Annotated in this window: 18 protein-coding genes and 1 rRNA gene (1 of these 19 cut by a window edge); 9 read left to right on the top strand and 10 right to left on the bottom strand. The window is 44.0% G+C overall.

Annotation, left to right across the window (positions count from 1 at the left end):
* From CWC29_RS17315 to rhlB, 3 genes are all read right to left on the bottom strand, one after another.
* A 16S ribosomal RNA gene (locus CWC29_RS17315) occupies nt 1–35 on the bottom strand; it reaches 1,498 nt to the left of the window's first position.
* Between the two features lie 511 nt (nt 36–546).
* Nucleotides 547–2,055, bottom strand: a complete 1,509-nt coding sequence (gene gppA, locus CWC29_RS17310) for a guanosine-5'-triphosphate,3'-diphosphate diphosphatase (RefSeq protein WP_128725225.1) — start codon at nt 2,053–2,055, stop codon at nt 547–549.
* A gap of 52 nt (nt 2,056–2,107) precedes the next feature.
* Nucleotides 2,108–3,388: an ATP-dependent RNA helicase RhlB gene (gene rhlB / locus CWC29_RS17305; RefSeq protein WP_128725224.1), complete on the bottom strand. Its 1,281-nt coding sequence runs from the start codon at nt 3,386–3,388 to the stop codon at nt 2,108–2,110.
* A 91-nt stretch (nt 3,389–3,479) separates the two neighbouring features.
* On the opposite strand from rhlB, the gene trxA reads away from it, so the two are divergent.
* From trxA to CWC29_RS17290, 3 genes are all read left to right on the top strand, one after another.
* On the top strand, nt 3,480–3,806 hold the full coding sequence (gene trxA, locus CWC29_RS17300; protein WP_010378172.1) for a thioredoxin TrxA: 327 nt from the start codon (nt 3,480–3,482) through the stop codon (nt 3,804–3,806).
* A 205-nt stretch (nt 3,807–4,011) separates the two neighbouring features.
* A complete protein-coding gene (rho, locus tag CWC29_RS17295; protein ID WP_010604247.1) occupies nt 4,012–5,271 on the top strand; it encodes a transcription termination factor Rho in 1,260 nt (419 codons plus the stop codon).
* 137 nt (nt 5,272–5,408) lie between these two features.
* Nucleotides 5,409–6,671 (top strand): methyl-accepting chemotaxis protein, encoded by a 1,263-nt coding sequence (locus CWC29_RS17290; protein WP_128725223.1) that lies wholly within the window; start codon nt 5,409–5,411, stop codon nt 6,669–6,671.
* Here the strand turns inward: CWC29_RS17290 and CWC29_RS17285 are convergent.
* Nucleotides 6,668–9,502 (bottom strand): ATP-binding protein, encoded by a 2,835-nt coding sequence (locus tag CWC29_RS17285; RefSeq protein ID WP_138524659.1) that lies wholly within the window; start codon nt 9,500–9,502, stop codon nt 6,668–6,670. The two genes, CWC29_RS17290 and CWC29_RS17285, sit on opposite strands and share 4 nt — an antisense overlap.
* A gap of 71 nt (nt 9,503–9,573) precedes the next feature.
* Between CWC29_RS17285 and CWC29_RS17280 the strand changes: the two genes are divergently transcribed.
* Complete coding sequence (locus tag CWC29_RS17280) at nt 9,574–10,158, top strand: DNA-J related domain-containing protein (RefSeq protein ID WP_138524657.1); 585 nt, start codon at nt 9,574–9,576, stop codon at nt 10,156–10,158.
* On the opposite strand, the gene dbpA is transcribed toward CWC29_RS17280, so the two are convergent.
* Entirely contained in the window at nt 10,147–11,529 is a 1,383-nt protein-coding gene (gene dbpA, locus CWC29_RS17275) for an ATP-dependent RNA helicase DbpA (protein WP_138524655.1), read from the bottom strand. The two genes, CWC29_RS17280 and dbpA, sit on opposite strands and share 12 nt — an antisense overlap.
* Before the next feature lie 191 nt (nt 11,530–11,720).
* Between dbpA and CWC29_RS17270 the strand changes: the two genes are divergently transcribed.
* Complete coding sequence (locus CWC29_RS17270; protein WP_128725219.1) at nt 11,721–13,115, top strand: M20/M25/M40 family metallo-hydrolase; 1,395 nt, start codon at nt 11,721–11,723, stop codon at nt 13,113–13,115.
* 89 nt (nt 13,116–13,204) lie between these two features.
* Nucleotides 13,205–13,975, top strand: coding sequence for a tetratricopeptide repeat protein (locus CWC29_RS17265; protein ID WP_128725218.1), 771 nt, complete (start codon nt 13,205–13,207; stop codon nt 13,973–13,975).
* On the opposite strand, the gene CWC29_RS17260 is transcribed toward CWC29_RS17265, so the two are convergent.
* Nucleotides 13,972–16,584, bottom strand: a complete 2,613-nt coding sequence (locus CWC29_RS17260) for a sensor domain-containing protein (RefSeq protein ID WP_138524653.1) — start codon at nt 16,582–16,584, stop codon at nt 13,972–13,974. The two genes, CWC29_RS17265 and CWC29_RS17260, sit on opposite strands and share 4 nt — an antisense overlap.
* Nucleotides 16,585–16,900: 316 nt before the next feature.
* Between CWC29_RS17260 and ubiD the strand changes: the two genes are divergently transcribed.
* The 3 genes from ubiD (at nt 16,901) to CWC29_RS17245 (ending at nt 19,727) form a co-directional block, all read left to right on the top strand.
* The gene (gene ubiD / locus CWC29_RS17255) at nt 16,901–18,373 is read left to right on the top strand and encodes a 4-hydroxy-3-polyprenylbenzoate decarboxylase (protein ID WP_138524651.1); all 1,473 of its coding nucleotides are present in this window, start codon (nt 16,901–16,903) and stop codon (nt 18,371–18,373) included.
* A gap of 77 nt (nt 18,374–18,450) precedes the next feature.
* Nucleotides 18,451–19,164: an NAD(P)H-flavin reductase gene (gene fre, locus CWC29_RS17250; RefSeq protein WP_138524649.1), complete on the top strand. Its 714-nt coding sequence runs from the start codon at nt 18,451–18,453 to the stop codon at nt 19,162–19,164.
* A 152-nt stretch (nt 19,165–19,316) separates the two neighbouring features.
* Entirely contained in the window at nt 19,317–19,727 is a 411-nt protein-coding gene (locus CWC29_RS17245; RefSeq protein ID WP_235956601.1) for a CBS domain-containing protein, read from the top strand.
* 20 nt (nt 19,728–19,747) lie between these two features.
* Here CWC29_RS17245 and add read toward each other — a convergent pair whose 3' ends face one another.
* From add to hemC, 4 genes are all read right to left on the bottom strand, one after another.
* A complete protein-coding gene (gene add, locus CWC29_RS17240; RefSeq protein ID WP_128725214.1) occupies nt 19,748–20,743 on the bottom strand; it encodes an adenosine deaminase in 996 nt (331 codons plus the stop codon).
* 132 nt (nt 20,744–20,875) lie between these two features.
* On the bottom strand, nt 20,876–21,979 hold the full coding sequence (locus CWC29_RS17235) for a heme biosynthesis HemY N-terminal domain-containing protein (protein WP_138524645.1): 1,104 nt from the start codon (nt 21,977–21,979) through the stop codon (nt 20,876–20,878).
* Nucleotides 21,976–23,793, bottom strand: a complete 1,818-nt coding sequence (locus CWC29_RS17230) for a uroporphyrinogen-III C-methyltransferase (protein WP_138524643.1) — start codon at nt 23,791–23,793, stop codon at nt 21,976–21,978. The genes CWC29_RS17235 and CWC29_RS17230 overlap by 4 nt, the downstream gene beginning before the upstream one ends.
* Nucleotides 23,794–24,732: a hydroxymethylbilane synthase gene (hemC, locus tag CWC29_RS17225; protein ID WP_138524641.1), complete on the bottom strand. Its 939-nt coding sequence runs from the start codon at nt 24,730–24,732 to the stop codon at nt 23,794–23,796.
* Between the last annotated feature and the right edge of the window lie 41 nt (nt 24,733–24,773).

Raw genomic sequence — 24,773 nt, 5'->3', positions numbered from 1 at the left:
CGTTCAATCTGAGCCATGATCAAACTCTTCAATTAAAAGTTTTTTTGAAACCTAAGTTTCATGCTCATTGAATTCTGATTTTGATACCTTTCGGTATCGAATTGACTGTGCTGAATAAACTATGTTTATTCTGTTGGTCACTCAGTTCAATTGAGACTCTAAATTTGTTTGCGTCATCTAGCGAACTAGAATCTGCTGTTAGAACTCAATCTGTACGAGTGCCCACACAGATGATTGCTTCATATTTTTAAAGAACATTTCGAAACATTTCGTTGTTTCGAGGGATGTGCATTCTAAGCATTCCCGATTTTTTGTCAACACTTAATTTTTAATTTCTTTAGCAGAAGTTTCGAACTTAAGTTTTACTTGACGCTAACTCGCTGCTGCTTTGCTTTTCAGCGTAGCGCCCCGTGTCAGTGGGTCGCATTATAGGGCGATCCGATTTTAGTGCAACCCTTTTTTTAAAAAAATTGCGAAAAACAGATCGTTTGGATAGAAATCACTCTAAGACAGTTATTTTTGCATGTTTTACAAACAAAAAGAGCGCTAAATGCGCTCTATTTTTAATTCCCAACCGAATTTTGATAGGTAAGCCGCTTCTTGAACGAGCTCCGCTAACATCAATGGGTGAAGAGATAGCCAAGGATCGGGCATTTGCATAGTCAGGGACTTTTTCTCTTCATTGTTAGCTTGAACTGTTACTTTAGGTAGAACATCGTCTTTTCTACGCATAGATAGCAAAACACCAAGTCGAACTACAACGCATAACAGCTTAGCGAATTCAAAGTGACAACCTAATCGATCAAAGTCTTTGGCAACAAGGTCGGCTCTGTGATTTTTAACGATAGCAACGATAATATCTTTTTGCGCTTTGCTATATCCAGGCATCGAAGTATTCGCCAATATATAGCCGCTGTGTCTGTGGTACTGTTTATAGTCAATCAGTAAGCCTATTTCATGAAGAGATGCGATTGCCTTTGCCAAGTGAAAACTCGTTTGTTCATCCAGACCCCAGCTCGATGACACTTGGGCGATAATATCAGACACCACTTCGTATACTCGCAGCGCCTGCTCGGCATCAACATGATAACGCTGAGTGAAACCATCCAATGTGCGCTGACAGATATCAACAGCCTGAAAGTCAGGGATCATACTATAAAGTACACCCTCACGAAGTGCGCCACCGGCAAGACCCATAGATTGAATACCCAATGATTTGAATAGTGCAATCAAAATTGCCAGGCCCGATACAAAGACTAAACGGCGCTCTTCAATTAACCCAGGTAAAGTTAGCGCAGCCACCGTTTCACATTCAATTGCCTTAAGCTTTACTTCTTCCAACTTGTTTAGCGTCAGTTGTTCATTCTCGCCCATCGCAGCGAAAATTTCCTGAATGGCTTGAACAGTACCAGACGCGCCAATAGCTAACTCCCAGCCAAGCTTTTTATATTTGGCTTGAATAGGCTGTATTACCTGCTTTGCAGCCTGCTCTGCAGTGTCAAAATTTTCGAGACTTAATAGGCCATCGCTGAAATACCTATCTAGGTATGTCACACAGCCCATATTTAAGCTTTTATACAGTAAGGCATCAAAGCCTTTTCCGATCACGACTTCGGTACTCGCGCCACCGATATCAATAACGAGTTGCTTACCTTGACAGGCAGATGTGTGAGCGACACCTTTATAAATGGTTTTTGCTTCCACTTCCCCACTTATCACATTTACCTGATGATTAAGGATCTGCTCCGCTTTTTCGATAAATGTGTGAGCATTAGTAGCCAAACGCAATGTCGCTGTCGCGACAATACTGACGTTTTGCTTGGGGATATCTTGTAAGCGCTCTGCGAACAAAGCCAGGCATTCCCACCCTCTTTGCATCGCTTCAAGCGACAATTCATTTTGGTCATTAAGCCCAGATGCCAACCGCACCTTCCTTTTCACACGGCCGATTGTGTGAATACCGCCTGCCATATGTTTCGCGATCAACATATGAAAGCTGTTAGAACCTAAGTCTATTACAGCGTAAATATCTTCCTTCGAAGCAGTCTTTGCCACTTTTAAAACCTCAACAAATCGCTTTAAGCGCTTACTACTTTACACTCCAAGTTTACTTGGATTGTGGTTTCCTATAGCCACCTGTTCGGCGACCACCACCACGTTGTTTGTTACTACTATTGCCATGACCTGAATGACGACGTTTATTTACTTGCGGTGCACGCAAATCGGTCAATAGTGCTGTTTTATCATAATGAGAAACAGGAATTGCATGTTCTATGTATTCCTCTATCTCATGCAGATTATAGGCATATTGTTCACATGCGAAACTAATCGCATGCCCAGACGCACCAGCTCGGCCTGTCCGGCCAATACGATGAACGTAGTCTTCTCTGTCATCCGGCAAATCAAAGTTGAACACGTGACTTACTTCAGGAATATGTAAACCTCGCGCTGCAACATCCGTCGCAACCAGTAAATCAACATCGCCACGCGTAAACTGCGCTAGAATTGATTGACGTTTCTTTTGGTTCACATCTCCAGTAAGCAAGCCTGCACGGTGGCCATCCGCTTTCAGCCATTCATATACGTTTTCACAACTGTGCTTAGTATTAGCAAAAATAATTGCCTTCTCTGGCCACTCTTCCTCAATCAAAGTCAACAGTAAAGGTATTTTGTCCTCTGTTGACGGATGAAATAGCTCTTCTTGAATACGTTTGCCCGTTTTAACATCCGGCTCAATTTGTACATGAATAGGATTGGTCATGTGTTCGAATGCTAACTCTTGCACTCTGTATGACAATGTTGCAGAAAATAATAGATTTAATCGCTCTTCACGACCTGGCATACGATTGAACAAATAGCGAATGTCTTTGATAAAACCTAAATCAAACATTCGGTCTGCTTCATCTAGCACAACCACTTCGATATCATTGAGGTTATAAGCACCCTGCTTATAAAAATCGATTAAACGTCCAGTCGTTCCGATTAGTATATCCGCGCCTTTTTCCAGTTGAGCCCGTTGTTTTTCGTAATCTTCGCCACCATATACTAGGGCAAGCTTAAGATCACAACGTGGCGCAATGACTTGCGCGTCCTTATGTATTTGGATAGCCAACTCTCGAGTCGGTGCCATAATAATTGCACGAGGTTGCGTTTTTTTATCCTTTTTGGTCTGCAATAGGCGATGACAGGTCGCGGTCAAAAACGCAAGAGTTTTGCCCGTACCAGTTTGTGCCTGGCCCGCGATATCGCGGCCTTCACAGATGTAAGGTATACACTTTGCTTGGATTGGCGTACAAAATTCGAAGCCATTTTCCTGTAAACCGGCGACCACTTCCGGTGCTAAAGCAAAGTCGTTGAATTTTTTATTGGTCAAATGTGTCTTAGTCATAGCAATAAAGCATAACGTTTAAACTTGCAATAAGAAACAAGAGTGTTTAAATACGCATTAAATATTTCGCCTAATTCTAACGGAGAGCGTAATGAGCGACAAAATTATCCAACTAACTGATGACAGCTTTGAAGCTGACGTAATTAAATCTGACAAGCCTGTACTAGTAGATTTCTGGGCAGAATGGTGTGGCCCTTGTAAAATGATTGCGCCTATCCTTGATGAAGTTGCAGAATCACACGGTGACCGCGTAGCGATCGGTAAACTAAATATCGATCAAAACGCTGGTACTCCACCTAAGTACGGTATCCGTGGCATTCCAACACTGTTACTATTTAAAGATGGTGCTGTAGCGGCAACTAAAGTTGGTGCTTTATCTAAGACTCAACTTGTTGAGTTCCTAGAAAACAACCTATAATTCAGGTTGTTACACACTCTGCGGCATAATTGCCGCAGATGTAGGCCTGATCTATATCATTTTTAATAGAATAAAATTTGTATAAACACTGGACGACCCGACGCCTAGCTGCTAACTTATAAAGCCACAAACCTTTAAGCTTTATCAAATCAACCTCTCTCGTGAAACTAACGAGAATGACAACTGTAATAAAGAACCCACCAATATGCATTTACGCGAATTAAAAGACAAGTCAATCAATGAACTTGTAAAACTTGCTGAGTCCATGGGACTTGAAAACGTAGCTCGTTTAAGAAAACAAGATATTATCTTTGCTATTTTGAAAGCGCACGCGAAAAGCGGCGAAAATATATACGGCGGCGGTGTTTTAGAAATTTTACAAGATGGCTTCGGCTTTTTACGTTCTTCAGAAGCATCTTACCTAGCTGGTCCTGATGATATTTATGTTTCCCCGAGCCAGATTAGACGTTTCAGCCTGCGTACCGGTGATACCATCAGTGGTTTAATCAGACCACCAAAAGATGGCGAAAGATATTTTGCATTATTGAAAGTTAATGAAGTTAACTTCGATAAGCCAGAAAACTCACGTACCAAAATCCTATTCGAAAACTTAACGCCTATTCATGCTAATGAGCGTATGGTGATGGAACGAGGAAATGGTAGTACAGAAGATATTACCGCTCGAGTACTGGACCTTGCTTCTCCAATTGGTAAAGGTCAGCGTGCACTTATCGTTGCACCGCCAAAAGCAGGTAAGACAATGTTGCTACAAAACATTGCTCAGTCCATCACATACAACAACCCAGATGCAACATTGATGGTACTACTCATCGATGAACGTCCAGAAGAAGTAACTGAGATGCAGCGCCTTGTTCAAGGTGAAGTTATTGCCTCTACGTTTGATGAACCAGCCAACCGCCACGTTCAGGTAGCAGAAATGGTTATCGAAAAAGCAAAACGCTTAGTTGAACATAAGAAGGATGTCATCATTCTACTTGACTCAATTACACGTCTTGCCCGAGCATATAACACGGTTATTCCTTCATCAGGTAAAGTACTAACCGGTGGTGTTGATGCCAATGCTCTTCACAAACCAAAGCGTTTCTTTGGTGCCGCACGTAATGTTGAGGAAGGCGGAAGCTTAACCATCATTGCAACAGCACTTATCGATACCGGCTCTAAGATGGATGAAGTTATCTACGAAGAGTTTAAAGGTACGGGTAACATGGAACTACACCTAAACCGTAAGATCGCGGAGAAACGTGTATTCCCAGCTATCGACTTCAACCGCTCAGGCACTCGTCGTGAAGAACTGCTGACGAAGACTGATGAGCTTCAAAAGATGTGGATCTTGCGTAAGATTGTGCATGAAATGAGTGAAATCGATGCGATGGAATTCCTTATTGATAAGCTTTCCATGAGCAAAACAAACGATGAGTTTTTCGACTCAATGCGTCGTAAGTAAGTAGACTTAGAGTCTAGTTATTGAAAAGCCAGCTTATGCTGGCTTTTTGCATTTCAGGTTCGCCAACTACCTGTTTTTGTTCTATACCTACCTAATAAAATTAAACTAGATTTGAATAATGAACCAAGGGACGTAACATGAAGCCGAGTCGTATTATTGCCGCTGTCACACTGTTTAACTTGGCTTCTGTAACACTTGCAATTACTTTTATTTCCTCAGATGCGATTAAGATAGCTGCTGCAGCTGGTACATTAACACTAGGAGCGTTATTGCAATTCATATGTTTTAAAAGCGCTTCCTCTGCAGAAAAACATATGGAACATCTCGTTCGAAACTTTATCACCGACAGTGGGGTAGACCTTACCTACCGCTTTAACGAACAAGATAAAAATATCTCTAAATCCTGCCTACTAATGAATGATTGCTTTGCTGTCATCGAACACATCATTAGCGAAGTCTACTCCTCCTCTTCGCGGCTTCACCCTATGGCAGATAGCTTAAGAGATACTTATGCATCCATGACACAAAAAGCGACGCTACAGCATACTCACGGTGAATACTTAGCGACTTCAATACAGTCTATGTTGGAGATTTCTGCGCGCCTGGATACTAGTTTAGAGCAGATCTACGCATCGGTAGAGAATGCTACAACGGCGGTGAAACAAACCCGATTAGACACCGATAAAAGCCAAGAAAGTCTGCTTACACTTGCGGATAACATCAAAAAAACCAGTAAACAAATAGAACTCCTCAAAACCGACAGCAATGAGATTAGCTCAGTACTTGAAGTGATTAACGGTATTGCGGAACAAACCAACTTACTGGCGCTGAATGCTGCAATTGAGGCCGCACGAGCAGGAGAGCTTGGCCGAGGCTTCGCCGTTGTTGCCGACGAGGTGCGTAATCTGGCAGCACGAACGAGTCAATCAACCAAAGAAGTAAGTCAGGTTATTAGAAAAATACAATCCGGTACTGATTCTGTTTATGCGCTGATGCAAGCGGCGCTAGAAGAAACAGATAACACAGTAAAATTAAGCGAAGCTTCTACAAAAGAAGTTGATGAAATAGAAAACTCGATGCTCTCTATCAACCAAATGTCTCATGATATTCATCAGCAAGTTGGGGAGCAAAAACAAGCTTCTGACGCAGCTCAAGAGAGCATAGAGTCAATGGTTCATCTAAACTCTGATGCCCTATCGAGTACGAAAATACAAGCTGTGTCCAATCGTGATCTCATTGCCCTATCACAAAGCATTCATGAAAAGCTGTCTATTTTTAAAATCGCTGACTACACACCGGAACTAGATACCAGAAAAGATAGCTCCCGAATATCTATCAGTGATGATACGCAACCTGACAATTTGAAGGTGGATGACTCCGACGATATAGAGCTCTTTTAAGAGGCCAAAGACTCTTGAGATTTTAGTTGATCGCACAACGCCAAAAACAAAGATTGGAATTGCTCTTCACAACCCTGCTTTAGCACTTTTTCAAACTCTATTGCGATGTTTGCAAGTTCTGGAAATTCAAACATTGAAGCAGCTCCAGCAAGTTTATGGCATGTACTCTGAAGTGTAGCCAAGTCTTTGTTTTGCCAAGCGTCAATTAATAAGTAACGCTCTTGCTCAAAGGTATTTGAAAAGCTATCTCGCAAATCCGATAAATCGATCTTAAGCTCATATGGCTTTCCTTCAGACTCAAGAGTTAAATGTGTATTCAAGACCCCTAATAATTCATTTTTATTAATCGGCTTACCAATATGTCCATTGAATCCTGAATCAATATATGATTTGACTTCTTCTGTCAGCACATTTGCCGTGAGCGCATAAATTGGCCCCATATAACCTGCTGAACGAATAATTCTCAGCGCCTCGACACCATCCATCCCAGGCATTTGAATGTCCATCAAAACTAAATCGGGAAAATCACTCAGACACTGTTCGACTGCCCTTGCACCATTTTCGGCTACGCATACCGTCGCACCAGTACGCTCTATCATACGTGAAAACAATTGACGATTTTCAGGATGGTCTTCAACAACCAGAACACTTCCCGACAGCTGTGGCTGTTTTAATTGTGGAATTTGAACTTCAGCATTTTCGGTGTTGAGATATACCGTACAAGGCACACTAAAGGAAAATACGCTGCCTTGATCGACGGCACTTTGTACGTTGATTTCACCATTCATCATATGCGCCAATTGACTAGATAGACTTAGCCCCAATCCTGACCCACCAAAGCGCCTCGTGATACTGTTGTCGGCCTGTTGAAAGTTCTCAAATATTCGCCCAATCTGTTGCTCACTCATGCCGATACCTGTGTCTTCAACGGTGAACAACAAGCCATGATGCGTCTCAGATACAGCTAATTCAATCCTGCCTTTTTCTGTAAACTTCAAGGCATTACTGAGCAGATTTATCAGTATTTGTTTTACTCGGATGTAATCGAGGCGAACATAGGCATTTGATCTGACTTGAGAACTCACGATGAATTCTAATTGCTTACTCTGGATGTTTTGTTGGAACATATCGCATAAGTCGGCAAGCAAGCTGCTAACCGCAAACTCTGTGGATTCAAGCTCTAAACGCTCAGCTTCTATCCTGCTAAGGTCAAGAATATCGTTGACCAGATCCCTTAAATGTAGCCCCTGATTATAAATAGTTTTAACCGACGCTTGCACCTGCTCATTTAAGTCTTGTTCGACTAGGAGGTCTTCCGCATGACCCAACACCGTTGTCAGTGGCGTTCGTATTTCATGGCTCATATTTGCCAAAAACTGGCTTTTAACTCGGTTAGCCGCCTTTAATTCATCCGCCTTTTGTTGAAGTTCGGATGTTCTAAGTGCGACTTTTTGACTCAACTCCAGTTTTGCTCTTTGTTCGACCTTGCGTCGATATAAGGCGAAGGCAGTTAGCAAAGTTAATATCCCAATGACAACACCCAACAACTGTAACTGACTGCGTTGTTCTTCTTTTAATAACTGTAACTTTTGCTCTTGCTTGAGTATCTCAACTTCACGAGTCAGCTCACTGGCCTCATATTTAGCACGATAGTCATTCATACGCTTGAGCATATCATCATTCATCATGCGGTTTTGCGCTTCCTGATTTTGCGAGTCATACTCCCTTGCACGCTTAATATTACCTTGTGCAGCTTCGATTAGGGCAAGCAAACCAAGCGCCTTTCGCTCTCTCTTTTGTTCATGCATTATTCGACTTGCAGCTAAACTATGCTCTGCATTAGTCAAAGCTTCATCCAGTCTGCCTTGCGCAAAGAAAATCTTTGCCAAGATAAATTGAGCTTCCATAAGGTTGGCAGGGTTTTGTGACTTTTCGGCATAGTAGAGCGCGAAGTTTGCTTCTTTTTCGGCAAGTTCTAATTGGTTTTGTGAATAACTTAATAAAGCAAGGTTGCCATATTCAAATGATAGATGACGAACATCATTCTGGGTTTCATAATAAGCAATTGCCGCTTGATAAGAAGCTTTAGCAAGCGCTGGACGCTTAGTCTCCGTGTACAGCACCCCAAGGTCAGCTTGGGCCAGCGCCGCACCATATTCATCGTTTAACTCGACGAATGCGCTTAGCGCATCATGGAGCATCTCTTCCGCTTTTTCGTAAGCAGCTTGACGGATATAAACACCTGATATGTTCAAAAGGATATCAGCATGATCTTGAGCATTACCAAACTCTTGATATAACTCATCCGCTTTTAGAAAATTTTGCAATGCCAAATCGAGCGTAAAGCTATTAAAGTAGGCTAGTCCTAAGTTGCTATATAAATTCGCCACTTCTATCGGGACGTTACGTTGCTTGGCCAACGCCAATGCCCGTGAATAAAAATCTATAGCCTGCTGATAATGGCCTAGATAAAAATAGCAAATACCTTGGACTTTTACCGCATTAAAATGGTTGTCACTCAATGTATTCTGTTGCGTTAGCTGTTCTAGCTGATTAAGAAAGGTAAGTGCATCTTTGAAATGATTCTGTTGATAAGCAGACTTACCGAGGCTAAGCAAAAGATCAATTCTGCTAGCCTTTTCCAGTCCTTGCTCACCAAGTAACTCAGCTCCAAGGATCTTTTGTTGTTGCCAATCAGAGGTTTGCTTTACCTCCGCAACACGTTCAGCAAATGTAATACTGTTTAACGCAGCGTCGGCGCAAAAGGAACTTGAAAGAAACAGACAACAAACAATCACAGACCATGGCTTTTGTTGCCCCCATAATTTCATTCTTGCTCTCCGTTGCCTATCATTTAGTCTGCGTGGTAGTGTGAAGATACACCAAGACTAAAGAGCCGACAATGTTCAATCCGCTAACAGATGTTATTTTTAGATTAATTTGTCAAAATCAATCTTTAAAAGTGCACACTATTGCCGCCGCCCTGATGGAGCAACAGCAACTGCCTCGCCTTGATGAAGATGAAAATAAAAACCTCTTCAAGCGTAACTTCTTGATCATGAATGCTCTTTATCAACTTCAGCAAGAGGTATTCGCCGAAGGCCAATACCTGCATGTTGAAGCACTCAATATTTATCTGTCACCACATTCAGGTGAGCATCAATTAGCATTAGATGATCCACTCAGAAGTTACTACTTAGACTGGCAGCATTACGAAACCAGTGGTGAAGAAGTGAGTGCTCTGTTGGATAACTTTTGGCAGCGCTTTGCATTCAATGGCGCTCGCCGGCAAATTGATATCAAGGCTGACGAATTAAACGCGATTAAAACACGCTGGCGACTGCCTAACAGTTATGATCGCAGGGTGTTAAGCCAATGTTGGAGAAAACTGGCTCTGACTCATCACCCAGATAAATCAGGTGATGAGGAGACTTTCAAACGCTTGATGAATGAGTATGAGATACTTAAACAGACCTTAAGCACGTAAGGCTTTATAACGCTTATTTTTAATCTTACTATTGTTAAGCTTACGTAGTGCAGGCTTTACTGCCTCGCGTTTTACCGCCACGAATGTTTGCACGTCATAAATATTGATCTTACCAATTTGCTTAAAGCTAATCCCCTCTTCACCCGTCAAACTACCTACGATATCTCCTTTGCGGAGCTTTTGCTGCTTTCCACCTTCAATCATGAGGGTCACCATGTTCGACTTGTAGGCTGGCTTTTCGAGTAGTGAATGACCCGGCAACGTGCCATGTTTTAGCTCTTGACCATATATTTCCGCTAACTGTTTTATTTTGAAGGCTTCTTTTTCTCCATAAAGAGATACTGCGATACCTTTGTGCTCACCCCGACCCGTGCGACCAACACGGTGAATATGCGTCTGCGGCTCAAGCGCCAAATGATAGTTAACCACAAGCTCAACTTCCTCAACGTCGAGCCCTCGAGCAGCAACGTCAGTGGCAACTAAAATATTGGCACTCTTATTGGCAAAAGTGAGCAATGACCACTCACGCTCACCTTGATCTAAATCGCCATGTAACTCGACACAAGCAAGTCCGGTCTGGCGTAATTCTTCGAATAGTCGCTTAGTCTCAGCTTTGGTATTACAAAAAACGATACAGCTTTGCGGCTGGTGCTGCATTAACAGCACTCTCAGTGCGTTAAAGCGCATTTTATTGTTGTCTAATTTATAAAAGGTTTGCTTAATGCTGTGGTGTGCTTGTTCTTCTTTCGCTTCAACAAACTCTGGCTCACGCATATATTGCTTAGCCAGTTTCATGATCTTGTCTGGGTAAGTCGCACTAAACATTAGTGTTTGTCGAACTTCAGCCACATACACTAAAATGCTTTCTAGCGTTTCAGTAAAGCCCATATCCAGCATCTGATCAGCTTCGTCGAATACCACAGTCTGCGTTTCAGTTAGCATGAGTGAGCCATTAAAAACATGCTCTTCAACCCGACCAGGTGTACCAACAACAATATGCGCACCATGTTGCAACGCCCGTGTTTGAGGTTCAATTGGCATTCCTCCGCAGAGTGTTTGCACTTTGACGTTATTAATTAGAGCCGCAACTTTTCTGATCTCTTGTGCGACTTGATCAGCCAACTCTCTCGTTGGACATAACACCAAAGCCTGAACTTCATTGCACTCGGGCTGCAGCTTATTCAGCAGCGCAAGTGAGAACACCAGTGTTTTGCCAGATCCAGTTTTCCCTTTCACGACTAAATCTTGTCCAGTCAACGCCAGTGCTAAACTCGCAGACTGTACTGCCGTTGGCACCACGTAGTTAAGATCTACAAGGCGCTGAGCAAGCGCTTGGTTTAGAGGTAATTGAGAAAATGAAGTGATCGACACAGTGCTTTCCTATTCGCTATCTTAATCGCGTATTTTATACCAAATGTGTAAATTCGCTAACCGCTTTACTCTATTATTCCAAGATAAAGCGCCCCTAGATTGTGGATGAGTTATCCTCATCGCAATACACGGACTTACATCAAAATTTATGCTTTAATCTCTCGGTAACTCCATTTTTACCAAGGATTATCATGAAGTTTAAATCACTATTGGCATTTGGTTTATTAAGCGCAGGTTTGAGTACAGCACTACAAGCCGAAGAATTTACTACACAACAATTAGAACAAGTTAAACAAGTCAGAGAAGCGGCAAGCCACAGCAACCTAAGTTGGCAACTACTAGAATCCCTCACCACAGAAGTAGGCCCACGCTTACCGGGTACCGAAAATGATAAAAAAGCGGTAGCTTGGGCACAGAAACAACTTGAGCAATTGGGATTTGACAAAGTCTGGCTTGAGGAAGCGACCTTTCCTGAATGGCGCCGCTACCATGAGTCTGCAAAAATACTGATACCGAGCGAACAACCGCTACACCTTACGGCACTCGGTAACAGCGTCAGCACACCAAAAGATGGGCTAAGTGGTGAGGTAGTTTTATTTGAAACTCTCGATGAGCTGATTGCCGCGCCAGACAATAGCTTAAAAGGTAAAATAGCTTTTATTAATTACCGCATGAACCGCGACATTGATGGTAATGGCTATGGACCGGCGGTAAGAGCTCGTAATAGCGGCGCCGTAGAAGCGGCAAAAAAAGGCGCTATCGCTTATATGATGCGCTCAGTCAGCACCAGCCATCACCGCTTCGCGCACACTGGCGGCAGTCACTATAAAGCGGGAGTGACAAAGATCCCGTCTACTGCAGTTGCGAACCCAGATGCGGATCAGCTAGCACGCCTTATCAACTCCGGTCATGCCGTTAAAGTCGCGCTAAATATTCAAACCGAGGACTTAGGGGAAGGAACCAGTTACAACGTCATCGGCGAATTCACGGGTACTGAATTTCCAGAGCAGTATGTCTTGATTGGTGGTCACTTAGATTCTTGGGATCTGGGTACTGGTGCACTCGATGATGGCGCTGGTGTTGCATTAACGATGGCAGCAGCTAAACATATTGCCGACGTAAAACGCCCTAAACGCAGTGTTCGCGTAGTCCTATTTGCAGCAGAAGAGCTGGGTCTTTGGGGCGCAAAAGCTTATTTTAAAAAGCATCAGGCAGAATTAGACCGCATTGTGGCCGCGTCAGAGTCCGACTTTGGTGCAGATGTAGTCTATGCGTTTGAGTCAAACGTAAATGCAGCTTCTTTACCAGTCGTGCGTGAGATTGCTAAACAGTTGGCACCACTCGGTGTTACTTATATTGGTAAAAATAGCGCACATGGTGGCCCCGACTTAATTCCGCTTAAAAATACTACATCAGCGCCAATCTTCGCGTTACATCAAGATGGCACGGACTATTTTGATTATCACCACACAGCTGATGACACACTTGATAAAGTCGATCCGGCAAAGTTAAAGCAAAACACTGCAGCGTACGCCGTATTTGCCTTAATGGCTGCCGACGCTAAAACGAAAATGGCTGGGAAATAAAATCTTACATTTATGGGGACAAGTATGCTTGTCCCCTACACTCAAGTTGCCTACTTTAGACATACCCATACATGACTAATTATTAGAATATGGAAATCAAAAGCGTACTCTTTTCCTTTTACGACACAATATTCAACTTTATCAGTAAATATAAAGTTGCCGTGTCGGCACTGATTGTGGTCACTATTGCACTTTACTTTTTTAACCAACACCAACAACAAGTCGCTAGTTATAAAACGTATTTAGCGTCTCCACAAATCGACGACCTGATTATTTTTGATGCTGGTAAAAACACAGAGCAAGTCTATGAACCCGCTTTTCAGGTATTACAAATTACTGAGCTGACAGACGAAAACATTGAAGTGAAAGAAAGTGCCTACACTTATCGTACGATGCGTAACATCACCAGAGATATACGTGTCAGCATGCTAATGACCGATCATTATTTTAAGCCACAAAGACTGACATTAGAAAAAGACAACCTATTAGACTTACTTGACGATGAAATGATTGTTTCCGTCTACAGACCCGTAGGGATCCATGTACTTGGCGGCGTTGTTAGACAAAGGTTTAAAAAGCCGAAGCCACTGTATAACGGACCTAATATCTCAGCACAGAACCAAGAAGCAATTCGCGCTTACAGCCAAGGAGATTTTGAAGAAGCAAAAATGGGATTTGCAGCAGCGGCTAAAACCGGCAATTCGTGGGCGCAATATAACTACGCAACAATGCTACGTGACGGTGAAGGCGGTGAAAAAGACATTAAAAAAGCTATCCACTGGCTTAAACTTGCCGCAGAGCAAGGTAATTATAAAGCACAAACGGCTCTGGCTAAGTTATGCCAAGATCACCCCTGTTAACTGTGGCTTTGTTTGTGATACTGCATGGTTAAAACGTTTGCTTCAAACTCTTGTTGTGCCACGGGCTTAGAGTGAAAATAGCCTTGCGTCATATCACAGAGCAAGCTTTTTAAGAACATCGACTGCGCTGGGGTTTCAACCCCTTCCGCAATCACTTTTAAATTCAACTTGTGCGCCATCAAGATTATCGCACTGACGAGCGCTTTGTCTTCTTCATCTTCAGGTAAGTCACGAATAAAGGTTCTATCAATTTTTAATTTAGAAAGCGGGAAGCGCTTGAGATAACTTAACGACGAGTACCCAGTGCCAAAATCGTCAATCGCCAATTCCACGCCCATCTCTCTTAATGCTTTTAATTGCGACAATATTTTGTCTGAGTTTTCAACCAGTACCGACTCCGTGATTTCTAATGTCAGGTGTTTTGCTTCCAGTTTGGTATCTCTAAGCACTTTTCTTACTACTTCGACCATATCTTGGCGTTTGAACTGAATACTAGAGACGTTAACCGCAATGAATAAGGGTCTACCATAGCTGTCTTGCCAAGCTTTAACTTGAGAGCAAGCATGATAAAGCACCCACTCCCCAATCGGTAAGATAAGACCCAACTCCTCGCAGACAGGGATAAACTGGTCGGGTGAAACATGGCCCAGCAATTCACTTTTCCATCGTAACAATACCTCACAGCCAACGAGGTCGCCGTTGCCAAGCTGTGAAAAAATAGGCTGGTATACCAGTGACAATTCACGATTTGATAGTGCTTTATGCAAGGCACTTTCTAAGACGCTACGCGCTTTGGCATGTTGATGCATCGCAGAGGTATAAAATTGAAAGCAGTCACGACCATGCTCCTTCGCTTTATACATTGCACTGTCTGCGTTACGTAGCAACACTTTACGATCGGTTCCATCATCTGGATAGAAAGTGATCCCCATACTACCAGAGACATAAGCTTCGTGCCCTTCCAAATGAAAAGGGTTGGCTAACGCGCGTAAAATCTTAGTCGCAACCAGCTCTAAATCACTGATAGAGCTGATATCTTGTAGCAGTAACGCAAACTCGTCCCCACCTAATCTTGCAACGGTATCAGAGCTTCGCACGCACTCATTAATACGGTTTGCAGCCTCTTTGAGTAGTAAATCACCAATATGGTGCCCAAGCGTATCATTTACTGCTTTAAAGCGGTCAAGATCGATAAAACAAATCGCAAAGCGTTCTTCTAGCTGAGCTGCTCGCTTCAATGCTAAATCAAACTTAACGTGATAATGATGGCGGTTTGCAAGGCCCGTCAAGCTATCAAAGTTGGCTTGTTGCCACATCAACTGTTCGTTGCGTTTTCTCGAGGTAATGTCGCTAAATAGCGCAACATACATATCAATTTCCCGAGCCTCATTAAACACAGCTGACACCTGCAACCAACTTGGATAGATTTCACCATTTTTGCGCTTGTTCCAAATTTCTCCTTCCCAATGGCCTCTGTTAATCAAATCATCATATAGCGTATTGAAAAATCGCTCATCATGACGCCCTGAATTCAGTAAGGCTGGTGTTTCACCTATCACTTCCTCCATACCATAGCCTGTGATCTCGCTAAACGCGCGATTTACCATTTGGATTTGATTATGCTTGTTGGAGACCAACACGCCTTCTGTGGTTGTCGCAAATACCGTGCTTGCTAAACGCTGCTCTCGCTCATTCTCAAGCTCTTCTGTGATGTCTTGAATAACATAAATGAAGCCAAGCTTAGCTTGCGTTTCACTGACTACGGGGGCACACGAAACTCGAACATTACAATAGCCAAAACGCGCATCAAGTTGGCACTCAAGCGTTCCTTCCGCTAGCAACTTTTCACTATCGAGAACATCAAATAAGGTATAAATAGATTTTGATCTTAACGCTTCTAAGCTATCAAAATCCTTTAATACAGTTCCATTCACGGCTTCAATATGGTGTGTTTCATCGGTAAACACCAAGTATGCGGTCATACAATCAAAAATAGCACTGAGTTTCGCGCCTTGAGCTTGTGCGCGCTGGTTTGAACGTCTAAGCCTTACCAACATGGTCATCAATACTGCCATAAACAGGATCAAAACAGCTATCACAGCCGTTAACAAAATGACCTGCACCATATTGGCTTGTTTGATTTTTTCAGTCTGTAGCAAGACTTGTTGTTCAAGATTTGCTTGGTAATGCCAGAGATCTTGCTGCAACTTACGCTGCTCGCTCATATCTTGGATGATGGAAAGTAACCTAGGTTTACCATCACTATTTTCAAACGGCGTCGAGTGCACACTTACCGTTTTCACGTTACCGCCCGCCGTCTGATGCTGGAAGATAAAATAATTACGGCCCTCATTTAGTGCTGCCTGGCGCTCATTAGCAACCTGTTCGGCGGTAAATAAGTTGATATCCTGTATGGCCTTTGACTCTAAAGCCGCCTCGCTGTATCCATAAAATGCGGCGGCAGCCTTATTGGCATCTAAAATTTTTCCAGACGTGGGTTCGATGATCAACATCACCGCACTGTGATTAGAAAAAGTATAATATGGTAACTCGTTAGCTGGTGCTGACATACAAAACAGCAATAGCAGCCCCCCGAGCAATTTTGACATCAACTTCAAACTCAGACCCCTCAGGATATCGTTTTATGCAACCGCGGCGACTATAGCGCAAAGGGTATGTGAGCTACATCGAAAGTCGATTTTTGCTTGTTTCATATCAAAACAACTCAACACACACATCTTTTTATAACAATTTATACACTTGCTCTGGTGCACTGACAAGCGGATAAGTTCTGAAAGTGTAGCCTATTTCGCAATAGTGTAGACGCAAAAGTGAATAACTAAACCTTTTCACCACCCCATCCGTACAGCTAGGAAAAATATGCCTAGTTGATATACTAGGCCAAACTCAACTCATAGTGCGCCGATGAAATACCAAGACTTACGAGATTTTATAACCCAGCTTGAAAAGCAAGGAGAACTTGTTCGTGTCAAGCAGCCCATTTCCACCAAACTAGAAATGACAGAAATTGCAGACCGAACGCTGCGAGCAGGTGGACCCGCTATCCTATTTGAAAACCCTGTAGGTTATGACATTCCAGTACTGGCTAACCTATTTGGCACACCAAAGCGCGTTGCAATGGGGATGGGACAAAGCGATGTCAGTGAACTAAGAGAAGTCGGCAAGTTACTCGCTTTTTTAAAAGAACCCGATCCACCGAAGGGAATTAAAGAAGCCATTGGCCAACTACCGGTATTCAAACAAGTGTTGAATATGCCTGCCAAAGAAGTGAAAAAAGCCCCATGCCAAGAAATCGTATTGAGCGGCGATGAGGTCGATCTCACTACACTACCTATTCAACATTGCTGGCCTGGTGATGCCGCACCTTTAATCACATGGGGGCTGACGGTAACCAAAGGTCCTTATAAAAAGCGTCAGAACCTAGGGATTTATCGTCAGCAGTTGTTAGGTAAAAACAAAATTATTATGCGCTGGTTATCACATCGCGGCGGCGCGCTTGATTTTCAGGAGTGGTGCAAAGAGCATCCGGGCGAACCGTATCCGGTATCTGTTGCACTTGGCGCTGATCCGGCGACGATTTTAGGTGCGGTAACTCCGGTTCCAGATACCTTGAGCGAATACGCATTTGCAGGTCTACTACGTGGTAGTAAGACGCAGGTCGTTAAATCTATCTCGAATGAACTTCAAGTACCAGCGAGTGCCGAAATCGTCTTAGAAGGATATATTCAACCGGGCGAGCTCGCGCCAGAAGGTCCATATGGCGATCATACCGGCTACTACAATGAAGTTGACGACTTTCCTGTGATGACAGTCACCCATATTACCCATCGCAAGGATCCAATTTATCACAGCACCTATACGGGCCGTCCGCCTGATGAGCCAGCTATTCTTGGTGTTGCCCTCAACGAAGTATTCGTGCCGATTTTACAAAAGCAATTTCCAGAAATCGTCGATTTTTACCTTCCACCAGAAGGCTGCTCATACCGCATGGCGGTCGTCACCATGAAAAAGCAGTATCCGGGGCATGCTAAACGCGTGATGATGGGCGTATGGTCTTTCCTTAGACAATTTATGTACACCAAGTTTGTCATTGTTTGTGATGATGATGTGAATGCTCGCGATTGGAATGATGTGATTTGGGCGATAACGACACGTATGGATCCTGCGAGAGACACCACCGTAGTTGAAAGCACGCCTATCGATTACCTCGATTTTGCTTCCCCTGTATCCGGCCTTGGTTCTAAAATGGGTATGGACGCAACCAACAAATGGCCGGGTGAGACCGACCGTGAATGGGGCGAGCCTATCGTTATGGATCCCGAGGTTAAACAACGCGTTGACGAAATTTGGGATACCCTAGGGATCACCATCAAATGACATATATCATCTAACATTGTGCACTCAGCTATGCTAGAGTGCACAGACTTTAGCCACGTGCTTAATAAAGGTAACACATGCAAGTATTAGCAGCAGAGGTTGTCTCAATTACACCTCTTACGGAATTTGTTCACAAAGTTATATTAAAACCTGAAGAAGCGGTGCAATTCGAAGCCGGCCAGTATCTGCAATTGGTACTTGGTGAAAAAGACAAACGTGCTTTCTCGATTGCCAGCAGCCCTTCAAAAACAGAGCAGTTAGAGCTACATATCGGTGCTTCTGGCGCTGACTCTTATGCCATGCAATCACTAGATCACCTACGTAACGCTTTTGATACAAAGCAAACCGTTGCATTAGAAGTTGGTCTTGGCGTATCTCAGATCCGTGTTGATCAAGCGCGTCCACTAGTTCTACTTGCCGGCGGCACTGGATTTTCTTATGTCAAATCTATGGCCGATCACTTGGCTGAAACGGGTTACGATCAACCAGTATTATTTTACTGGGGTGTAAAAGAAGAATCTGCGCTGTATGCAAAAGCGGAGATGGAAACTTGGGCCGCCTCAAATAAACACTTCCAGTTTATTCCTGTAGTAGAAAATGCCAGTGAAACATGGAAAGGTCACCGCGGTTTCGTTCATCAGGCTGTGATGAAAGATATCGTTTCTTTAGAGCCGTACAGTATTTATATGGCTGGTCGCTTTGACATGATTGGCATCGTGCGTGATGACTTTATCAATCATGGTGCTGAGCGCGACTTTATGTACGCCGATGCCTTTGCGTTTATTAAGTAACTTAAGCCAAGTTATTTAATAGCAATTTATCCAATGTGTGGCTGGCCTTTAGTCACACATTGAAAAAATAGAATAAACCAATCAAAACAATTCATTTTACCAAAAACCACTCGCCCGCTATTCTCTTAGTACACACAAATACCGCGAGAAGTATGATGAGTAAACTCTATGTTCGTGACATTATGTCACCCGATTTTCCAACACTAACCGCTAACACTGAACTCACTGATGCTATTAGTTTGCTGCAAAAGCATCATTTAATTGGTGCGCCAGTGGTAGATGCAAAGCGTCATCTTGTTGGATTTATTTCAGAGCAGCAGCTGCTCAAGCCTTTGCTTAATTCCAGCTACTTTTGTGATGGTAAAGTACAGCTGAGAGATTTACTGGCAACGCCTGCCCTCAGTATCGCAGCAGCAACAACCGTTGTCGACCTCGCACAGAGAATGCAGCAAAATAGTCCTAAGGTTTTTCCCGTCATAAACGAAGGTAAAGTCATAGGAATTGTGACACGCAGCCAAGTCGTTGCGGCGCTAAAAGAGAGTTATCTTAGCTGTGCTGGATAATCCCACACAGCTAGTTCAATTTAGGCTTTCTTTGCAAGTAAGGCTTTTTTATCGGCCTCACTTAAAAAAGCAATCTCAACTGCATTGCGCTGCGCTTTATGGATATCACTCAAGTCTAGACCTGCCGCCGCAGCTGCATGGCTATACTCGTTATCTAGCTCAATACCTTGAACCGCAGGATCATCGGTATTGATGGTTGCCAATACGCCATGATCTAAAAATGCTTTCAATGGATGCGTAGTTAAACTTTCGACGGTGCTTGTTTGGATGTTACTGGTTAAACAAGACTCGATCCCGATACGATTATCACGTAAATAGTCCATTAAAGCCGGGTCATGGATTGCTTTAACTCCGTGACCAATACGTGTTGCACCAAGCTCTTTAATGGCTTGCCAGATGCTTACCGCGCCCTCAGCTTCGCCAGCATGTACCGTCACACCAAGGTAAGCATCGCGAACCTGCTTATAATGTTCAATAAACAGCTCGCCCGGGAAGCCCAGCTCGTCACCCGCGAGGTCAATCGCAACTAACTGCTCCTTAAAGGCAAGTAGCGCATCTAGCTCATATTGGCATTTCTCAACACCAAATGTGCGTGACATAATCCCGATCAGGTTAACCTGAATGTCTTGACCCTTGACTGCACTTTGTACACCGTCGACTACGGCTTCAACAACGCCCTGCGGGTGTAGATTATGGGTTTTTGCCATGTAGTAAGGGCTAAACCTTAGCTCAGTGTAATCAATACCCTGCGCAACTGCGTCAGCAACATTTTCAATCGCAATACGACGACAAGCATCGTAGTCACCCAGTACCTTTACGCCCCAATCTAGCTTTTCAAGAAACGCCATTAGGTTGGGTGCATTGTCCAACACTTGAACATGCGGGCGTAGACCTTCAAGATCCGTTGCAGGTAAATCCATATTAAACTGCTGGCCAAGTTCTAAAATCGTTGTAGCACGAACGTTACCATCTAAGTGGCGATGTAAATCTAATAGTGGAAGTGTGTTATTGATCATAAGAGACTCGATTTGCAGTTAAAATTTTTGGGATCATACGCACCTAAACTGAGATAGCAAGGACATATGTCAGAATTGAGTATAGCTAACTTTAATGCAAAAAAGCCTGCACATTGCTGCACAGGCTTTTCTTTACGACTTTGCGATTAAATACGCTTTCTCGTAGGTATGTATTTTTTCGTAGGCGAGCTGAGCTTGCTTACTCCAGCGCGCTTCCCAAGGGTTTGCGCTTAAGGAGTCAAAGATCTTCGCAGCAAGCTCATAATCCCCCTCAGCATTGCAAAGGCAAGCCAATGCAAACAGCAGCTCCTTGTCCTCTGGATGTTTTTTCAATTGCTGCTGCAGTGCTAACTTAAGCTCATTACTACTTTGCGTACTGTGTTGCAAGTAATCCGATAACTGATGATATTGACCTTGTTTGAGCAGCTTCTTGAGCTCACCTAACACTTCAGTTATGCGCCCCTGTTGCAGCTTCACCTTATTAAGAGCTGGTATTGCATGCGCTTTTACTGCCTTAGGTAGCGTATTAAACAAAGTATCTGCTTGCTCTGGGGCTATCACAAACATGCGCTCGAACACACTCTGCCACTGCGTATCACTCCAGTTAAGCTTTTTGTGCCACTTCGCGATTTGTGCTGTAGCCTGCTCGGGTTGTTTAGCCTGTAGGCAAGCTAAAATGTAACCGCTAAGCACCGCTGAAGTTGGTTTAGCTGCAGACATTTTGTCATCAAGTAAAGCCAATGCCTGTTCACTATTATTTGCTTCCAACCACAACGCCGCGAGTTGCCCTTGGTTGTCATCCGATATTGCTTCTAGCTCCGTATTCGCTTTGACAACATCTCCTTGCTTTAACGCCGCTTTGGCTGCGATGGCACGCACATAGTCTTGGCGTTCATCCGGCTGCGGAGTTTTCGTCAACAAGGTTGCAGCCTGCTCCACTTCGCCGTTAATAAATAGCCACAAACTTTCGTTCCATGCTTGTTGCGCTTTTAGCTTACGCTTTCTGGAAAAGTGGCCTTTCGTATTGACTAGACGATGCCACGACCAACGCACTATCTTAGCCAACAACACCAAAGCGGTGATGGCGAGTAATAACAAGATAGTGAAAGACACTATGCTGCCTTCAATCGTGGTTTGATTGAAAGAGATCAACACATAGCCTTTCTCATCTATGAGTAAATGACTGGCGGCTAGCGCGATAAAAATAAGCGCGAAGGTGATGATTTTTGCCATCATTTTAGCCACCCTTTTACTGCTGCTGGGGTGGCAAGTTCAATCGACTCTTGGCGCTGAACTTCACTGCGGCTCAGCTTGTTTAAAGCCTGCAGCATCGCGCTCACAGGCGCTTGTTGCGTATCAAAGTAACGTGCCAACGTGTCGGCTGCACTATCAAGCGCACTGAAGTAAATGCTTGCTTGCTGATCTACTAATGCGGTTTGTGCTTGGGTTAAATAAGCACGCAGTTGCGTGCGTATAAGCAGCTGCTCGTTTTTATCTAGCAGTGGATCTATCACCACTTCATCATGGTGACGTATGGTAATAAAGTCATCAACCAACCCCTGCCAAGAGCGCTTTAAGTTCGCTTGCCAATCATCAACCTGTTGCGATAGCGCAGCATCTTCACTCGCAGTCTTTTGCGGAATTTGTTTGGTTTTTATCGTTAGCGTATCAACTTGAGACAATAAACCATGAAGTTCAAAATAAAGTGACTCAGTTTGTGGCTTAGGCAAGGCCTTCAAAGCCGCAATATCTTTAGCAATCGCCTGCTTAACAGTAGCCGTGTTTGACTCAGACTCTAGGCTCTCTTGCAAGCGCTGCAGAATAGCGATTGCGCCGAGATAATCTTGCTCTGCCGCAACCTTAAATGCAGCAAGGCGCTGTAAATACAAGGCCTCAGAGGCCACGGCACCGCTTACTTGCTGTTGCGCCTTGGCAAGCGTCTGCGTTAGCTGAGTTTCCACATGCTGTTGCTGCTCAGCCAATCGCTTTGCGACATTGTCTTGTAGCGAATCCAGCACATTTTCTACTCGCTGAAGTTGCGATTTAGCGCCACTCAGCTGGGTGTTTAATAGCTGATTTTCAGCGTTAATCGCTTGGTTAGCTAGCAACGCTTGTTGCAACTGTTGTTGCTGTTGCAAATAGACATAGCCAGCACCAGCACCACTGCCAAGCGCCACTAATAATGCAAGGAGCGCAACCTTACTCACACCAGCCTTAGCGTGATGTGGCGTTACTGTTTGCTCTGCTGCTTTTACAGCTTGCTGAGTATTTGTATTCTTTGTTTGCGATTCAGACTGAGTCATTTTGCGCCCTTGCTGCTTGGTATAGTCGATGATACTCCCTGCGATGGCACGATTATCAGGGCCATGACATACCACAATTTGAGACTGTTCGATGTTATAGGATTGCTGTACATGCTCAGCAATACGTTGACTCACAACAAAGAAAGTGCGCTGAGCCAACCAATCTTTACTTGCTGACGACTGCGTATTAAAAATCGCATCCGCTGCACTATTACTGGTAATGACTATACCTTCAATCTGCTGGCTTCGCCAGTGGTCTAACCAGCCATCTGCATTGTCTTTTACGGCAACACGTTCATAAACCACCAAACTGTCAAGGATGGCCCCCCGCGCTTTTAAAGTTTGCGCAATAACGGGACGCCCGCCTTTCCCTTTGACCAACAATACACGCTTGCCCTCAACAGAGGACAGCTGCGGGAGTGCAAGCAAGCCTTCGGAATCAGGTTGTTTAGGGTATTTAGCCTTGATATTTAGGGTCTGCTGGATAGCATCGGCCGTGCCTTCGCCAACAGCAAAAGCTGCACAATGCCCGGCTAATGGTACTTCTAATTGGTGAAAGTATCGCACCGCATCCGGCGAGACAAAAATAGCTAACTCGGCTTCGTTTATCATTGCTTTGGCAGTGTCACTCACCGCCACTTCGTTAAGCTGCAATACTGGGCAAATTACTGAACTAATTTGCTGCTGTGTCAGTAACTCAGATAAAGGTTCTGATTTGCCAACGGGTCGAGTTAGCACAACTTTCATTTAAGCGTCCCTATAAACCTCAGCAAGAATTTTATCTGCACCTTGCGCAAGTAAAGATTCTGCCAATTGAATTCCAAGTTGCTCAGCCTCTGCAACCGTACCTGAGCATTCGCCGCGCAAGATTTCACTGCCATCGACAGCCCCCACTAAGCCGCGCAAGTGCACCTGATCGCCCGAGACTTCTGCGTAAGCACCGATTGGAACCTGACATCCTCCTTCCAAACGGCGGTTCATTGCTCGCTCGGCAAGTACACGAATGCGTGTATCAGTGTGCTCCAGTGGTGCGAGGAATGCTTTAGTTTGAGCATCATCGCTACGACATTCAATGCCGACAGCGCCTTGGCCATTGGCCGGTAATGATTCTTCAGGCTCAATATAACTTGCGATTCTATCAGCCATTTCTAGACGGATAAGTCCCGCCGCGGCCAAAATAATAGCATCAAATTCACCCGCATCGAGCTTAGCTAGGCGAGTATTCACGTTACCACGTAAATCCTTAATAACTAAGTCCGGACGAGCTGCTCGAATTTGACATTGGCGACGTAGGCTTGAGGTGCCAACTACAGCGCCCTCTGGCAACTCTACAAGTGAGGTATAAGTATTAGACACAAACGCGTCTCTTGGGTCTTCACGTTCACAAATAGTATGCAGCTCGAGTCCCTCAGGGAAATCAACCGGTACATCTTTCATTGAATGCACCGCAATATCTGCGCGCCCTTCTAACATGGCCTGCTCAAGCTCTTTGACGAACAACCCTTTACCACCAATTTTTGCCAATGGCGTATCTAAGATTTTGTCGCCTTTCGTCGACATCGGCACGAGCTCTACTTTTAGATTCGTATGGTGTTTTTCAAGCTCTGCCTTCACAAATTCGGCTTGCCATAGCGCCAAAGCACTTTTGCGCGTTGCAATACGTAATATGGAAACTTGTTCTGTCATGATTTGCCTTTCATTTATTGCAGCGTTATTGCCGCTGCAAA

Source organism: Pseudoalteromonas galatheae (genome assembly GCF_005886105.2).
GTDB classification, from domain to species: Bacteria; Pseudomonadota; Gammaproteobacteria; order Enterobacterales; family Alteromonadaceae; genus Pseudoalteromonas; species Pseudoalteromonas galatheae.
This window is presented reverse-complemented; position numbering and strand designations above follow the sequence as displayed.

What these genes read in the sequence shown, in the direction of transcription:
- CWC29_RS17245 (WP_235956601.1), top strand. Translation starts at nt 19,317, where the DNA reads ATGATGAGTAAACTCTATGTTCGTGACATTATGTCACCCGATTTTCCA.
- CWC29_RS17270 (WP_128725219.1), top strand. Translation starts at nt 11,721, where the DNA reads ATGAAGTTTAAATCACTATTGGCATTTGGTTTATTAAGCGCAGGTTTG.
- CWC29_RS17285 (WP_138524659.1), bottom strand. Translation starts at nt 9,502, where the DNA reads ATGAAATTATGGGGGCAACAAAAGCCATGGTCTGTGATTGTTTGTTGT.
- hemC (WP_138524641.1), bottom strand. Translation starts at nt 24,732, where the DNA reads ATGACAGAACAAGTTTCCATATTACGTATTGCAACGCGCAAAAGTGCT.
- trxA (WP_010378172.1), top strand. Translation starts at nt 3,480, where the DNA reads ATGAGCGACAAAATTATCCAACTAACTGATGACAGCTTTGAAGCTGAC.
- rhlB (WP_128725224.1), bottom strand. Translation starts at nt 3,388, where the DNA reads ATGACTAAGACACATTTGACCAATAAAAAATTCAACGACTTTGCTTTA.
- CWC29_RS17280 (WP_138524657.1), top strand. Translation starts at nt 9,574, where the DNA reads ATGTTCAATCCGCTAACAGATGTTATTTTTAGATTAATTTGTCAAAAT.
- CWC29_RS17290 (WP_128725223.1), top strand. Translation starts at nt 5,409, where the DNA reads ATGAAGCCGAGTCGTATTATTGCCGCTGTCACACTGTTTAACTTGGCT.
- ubiD (WP_138524651.1), top strand. Translation starts at nt 16,901, where the DNA reads ATGAAATACCAAGACTTACGAGATTTTATAACCCAGCTTGAAAAGCAA.
- CWC29_RS17235 (WP_138524645.1), bottom strand. Translation starts at nt 21,979, where the DNA reads ATGATGGCAAAAATCATCACCTTCGCGCTTATTTTTATCGCGCTAGCC.
- rho (WP_010604247.1), top strand. Translation starts at nt 4,012, where the DNA reads ATGCATTTACGCGAATTAAAAGACAAGTCAATCAATGAACTTGTAAAA.
- fre (WP_138524649.1), top strand. Translation starts at nt 18,451, where the DNA reads ATGCAAGTATTAGCAGCAGAGGTTGTCTCAATTACACCTCTTACGGAA.
- add (WP_128725214.1), bottom strand. Translation starts at nt 20,743, where the DNA reads ATGATCAATAACACACTTCCACTATTAGATTTACATCGCCACTTAGAT.
- CWC29_RS17265 (WP_128725218.1), top strand. Translation starts at nt 13,205, where the DNA reads ATGGAAATCAAAAGCGTACTCTTTTCCTTTTACGACACAATATTCAAC.
- CWC29_RS17230 (WP_138524643.1), bottom strand. Translation starts at nt 23,793, where the DNA reads ATGAAAGTTGTGCTAACTCGACCCGTTGGCAAATCAGAACCTTTATCT.
- CWC29_RS17260 (WP_138524653.1), bottom strand. Translation starts at nt 16,584, where the DNA reads ATGTCAAAATTGCTCGGGGGGCTGCTATTGCTGTTTTGTATGTCAGCA.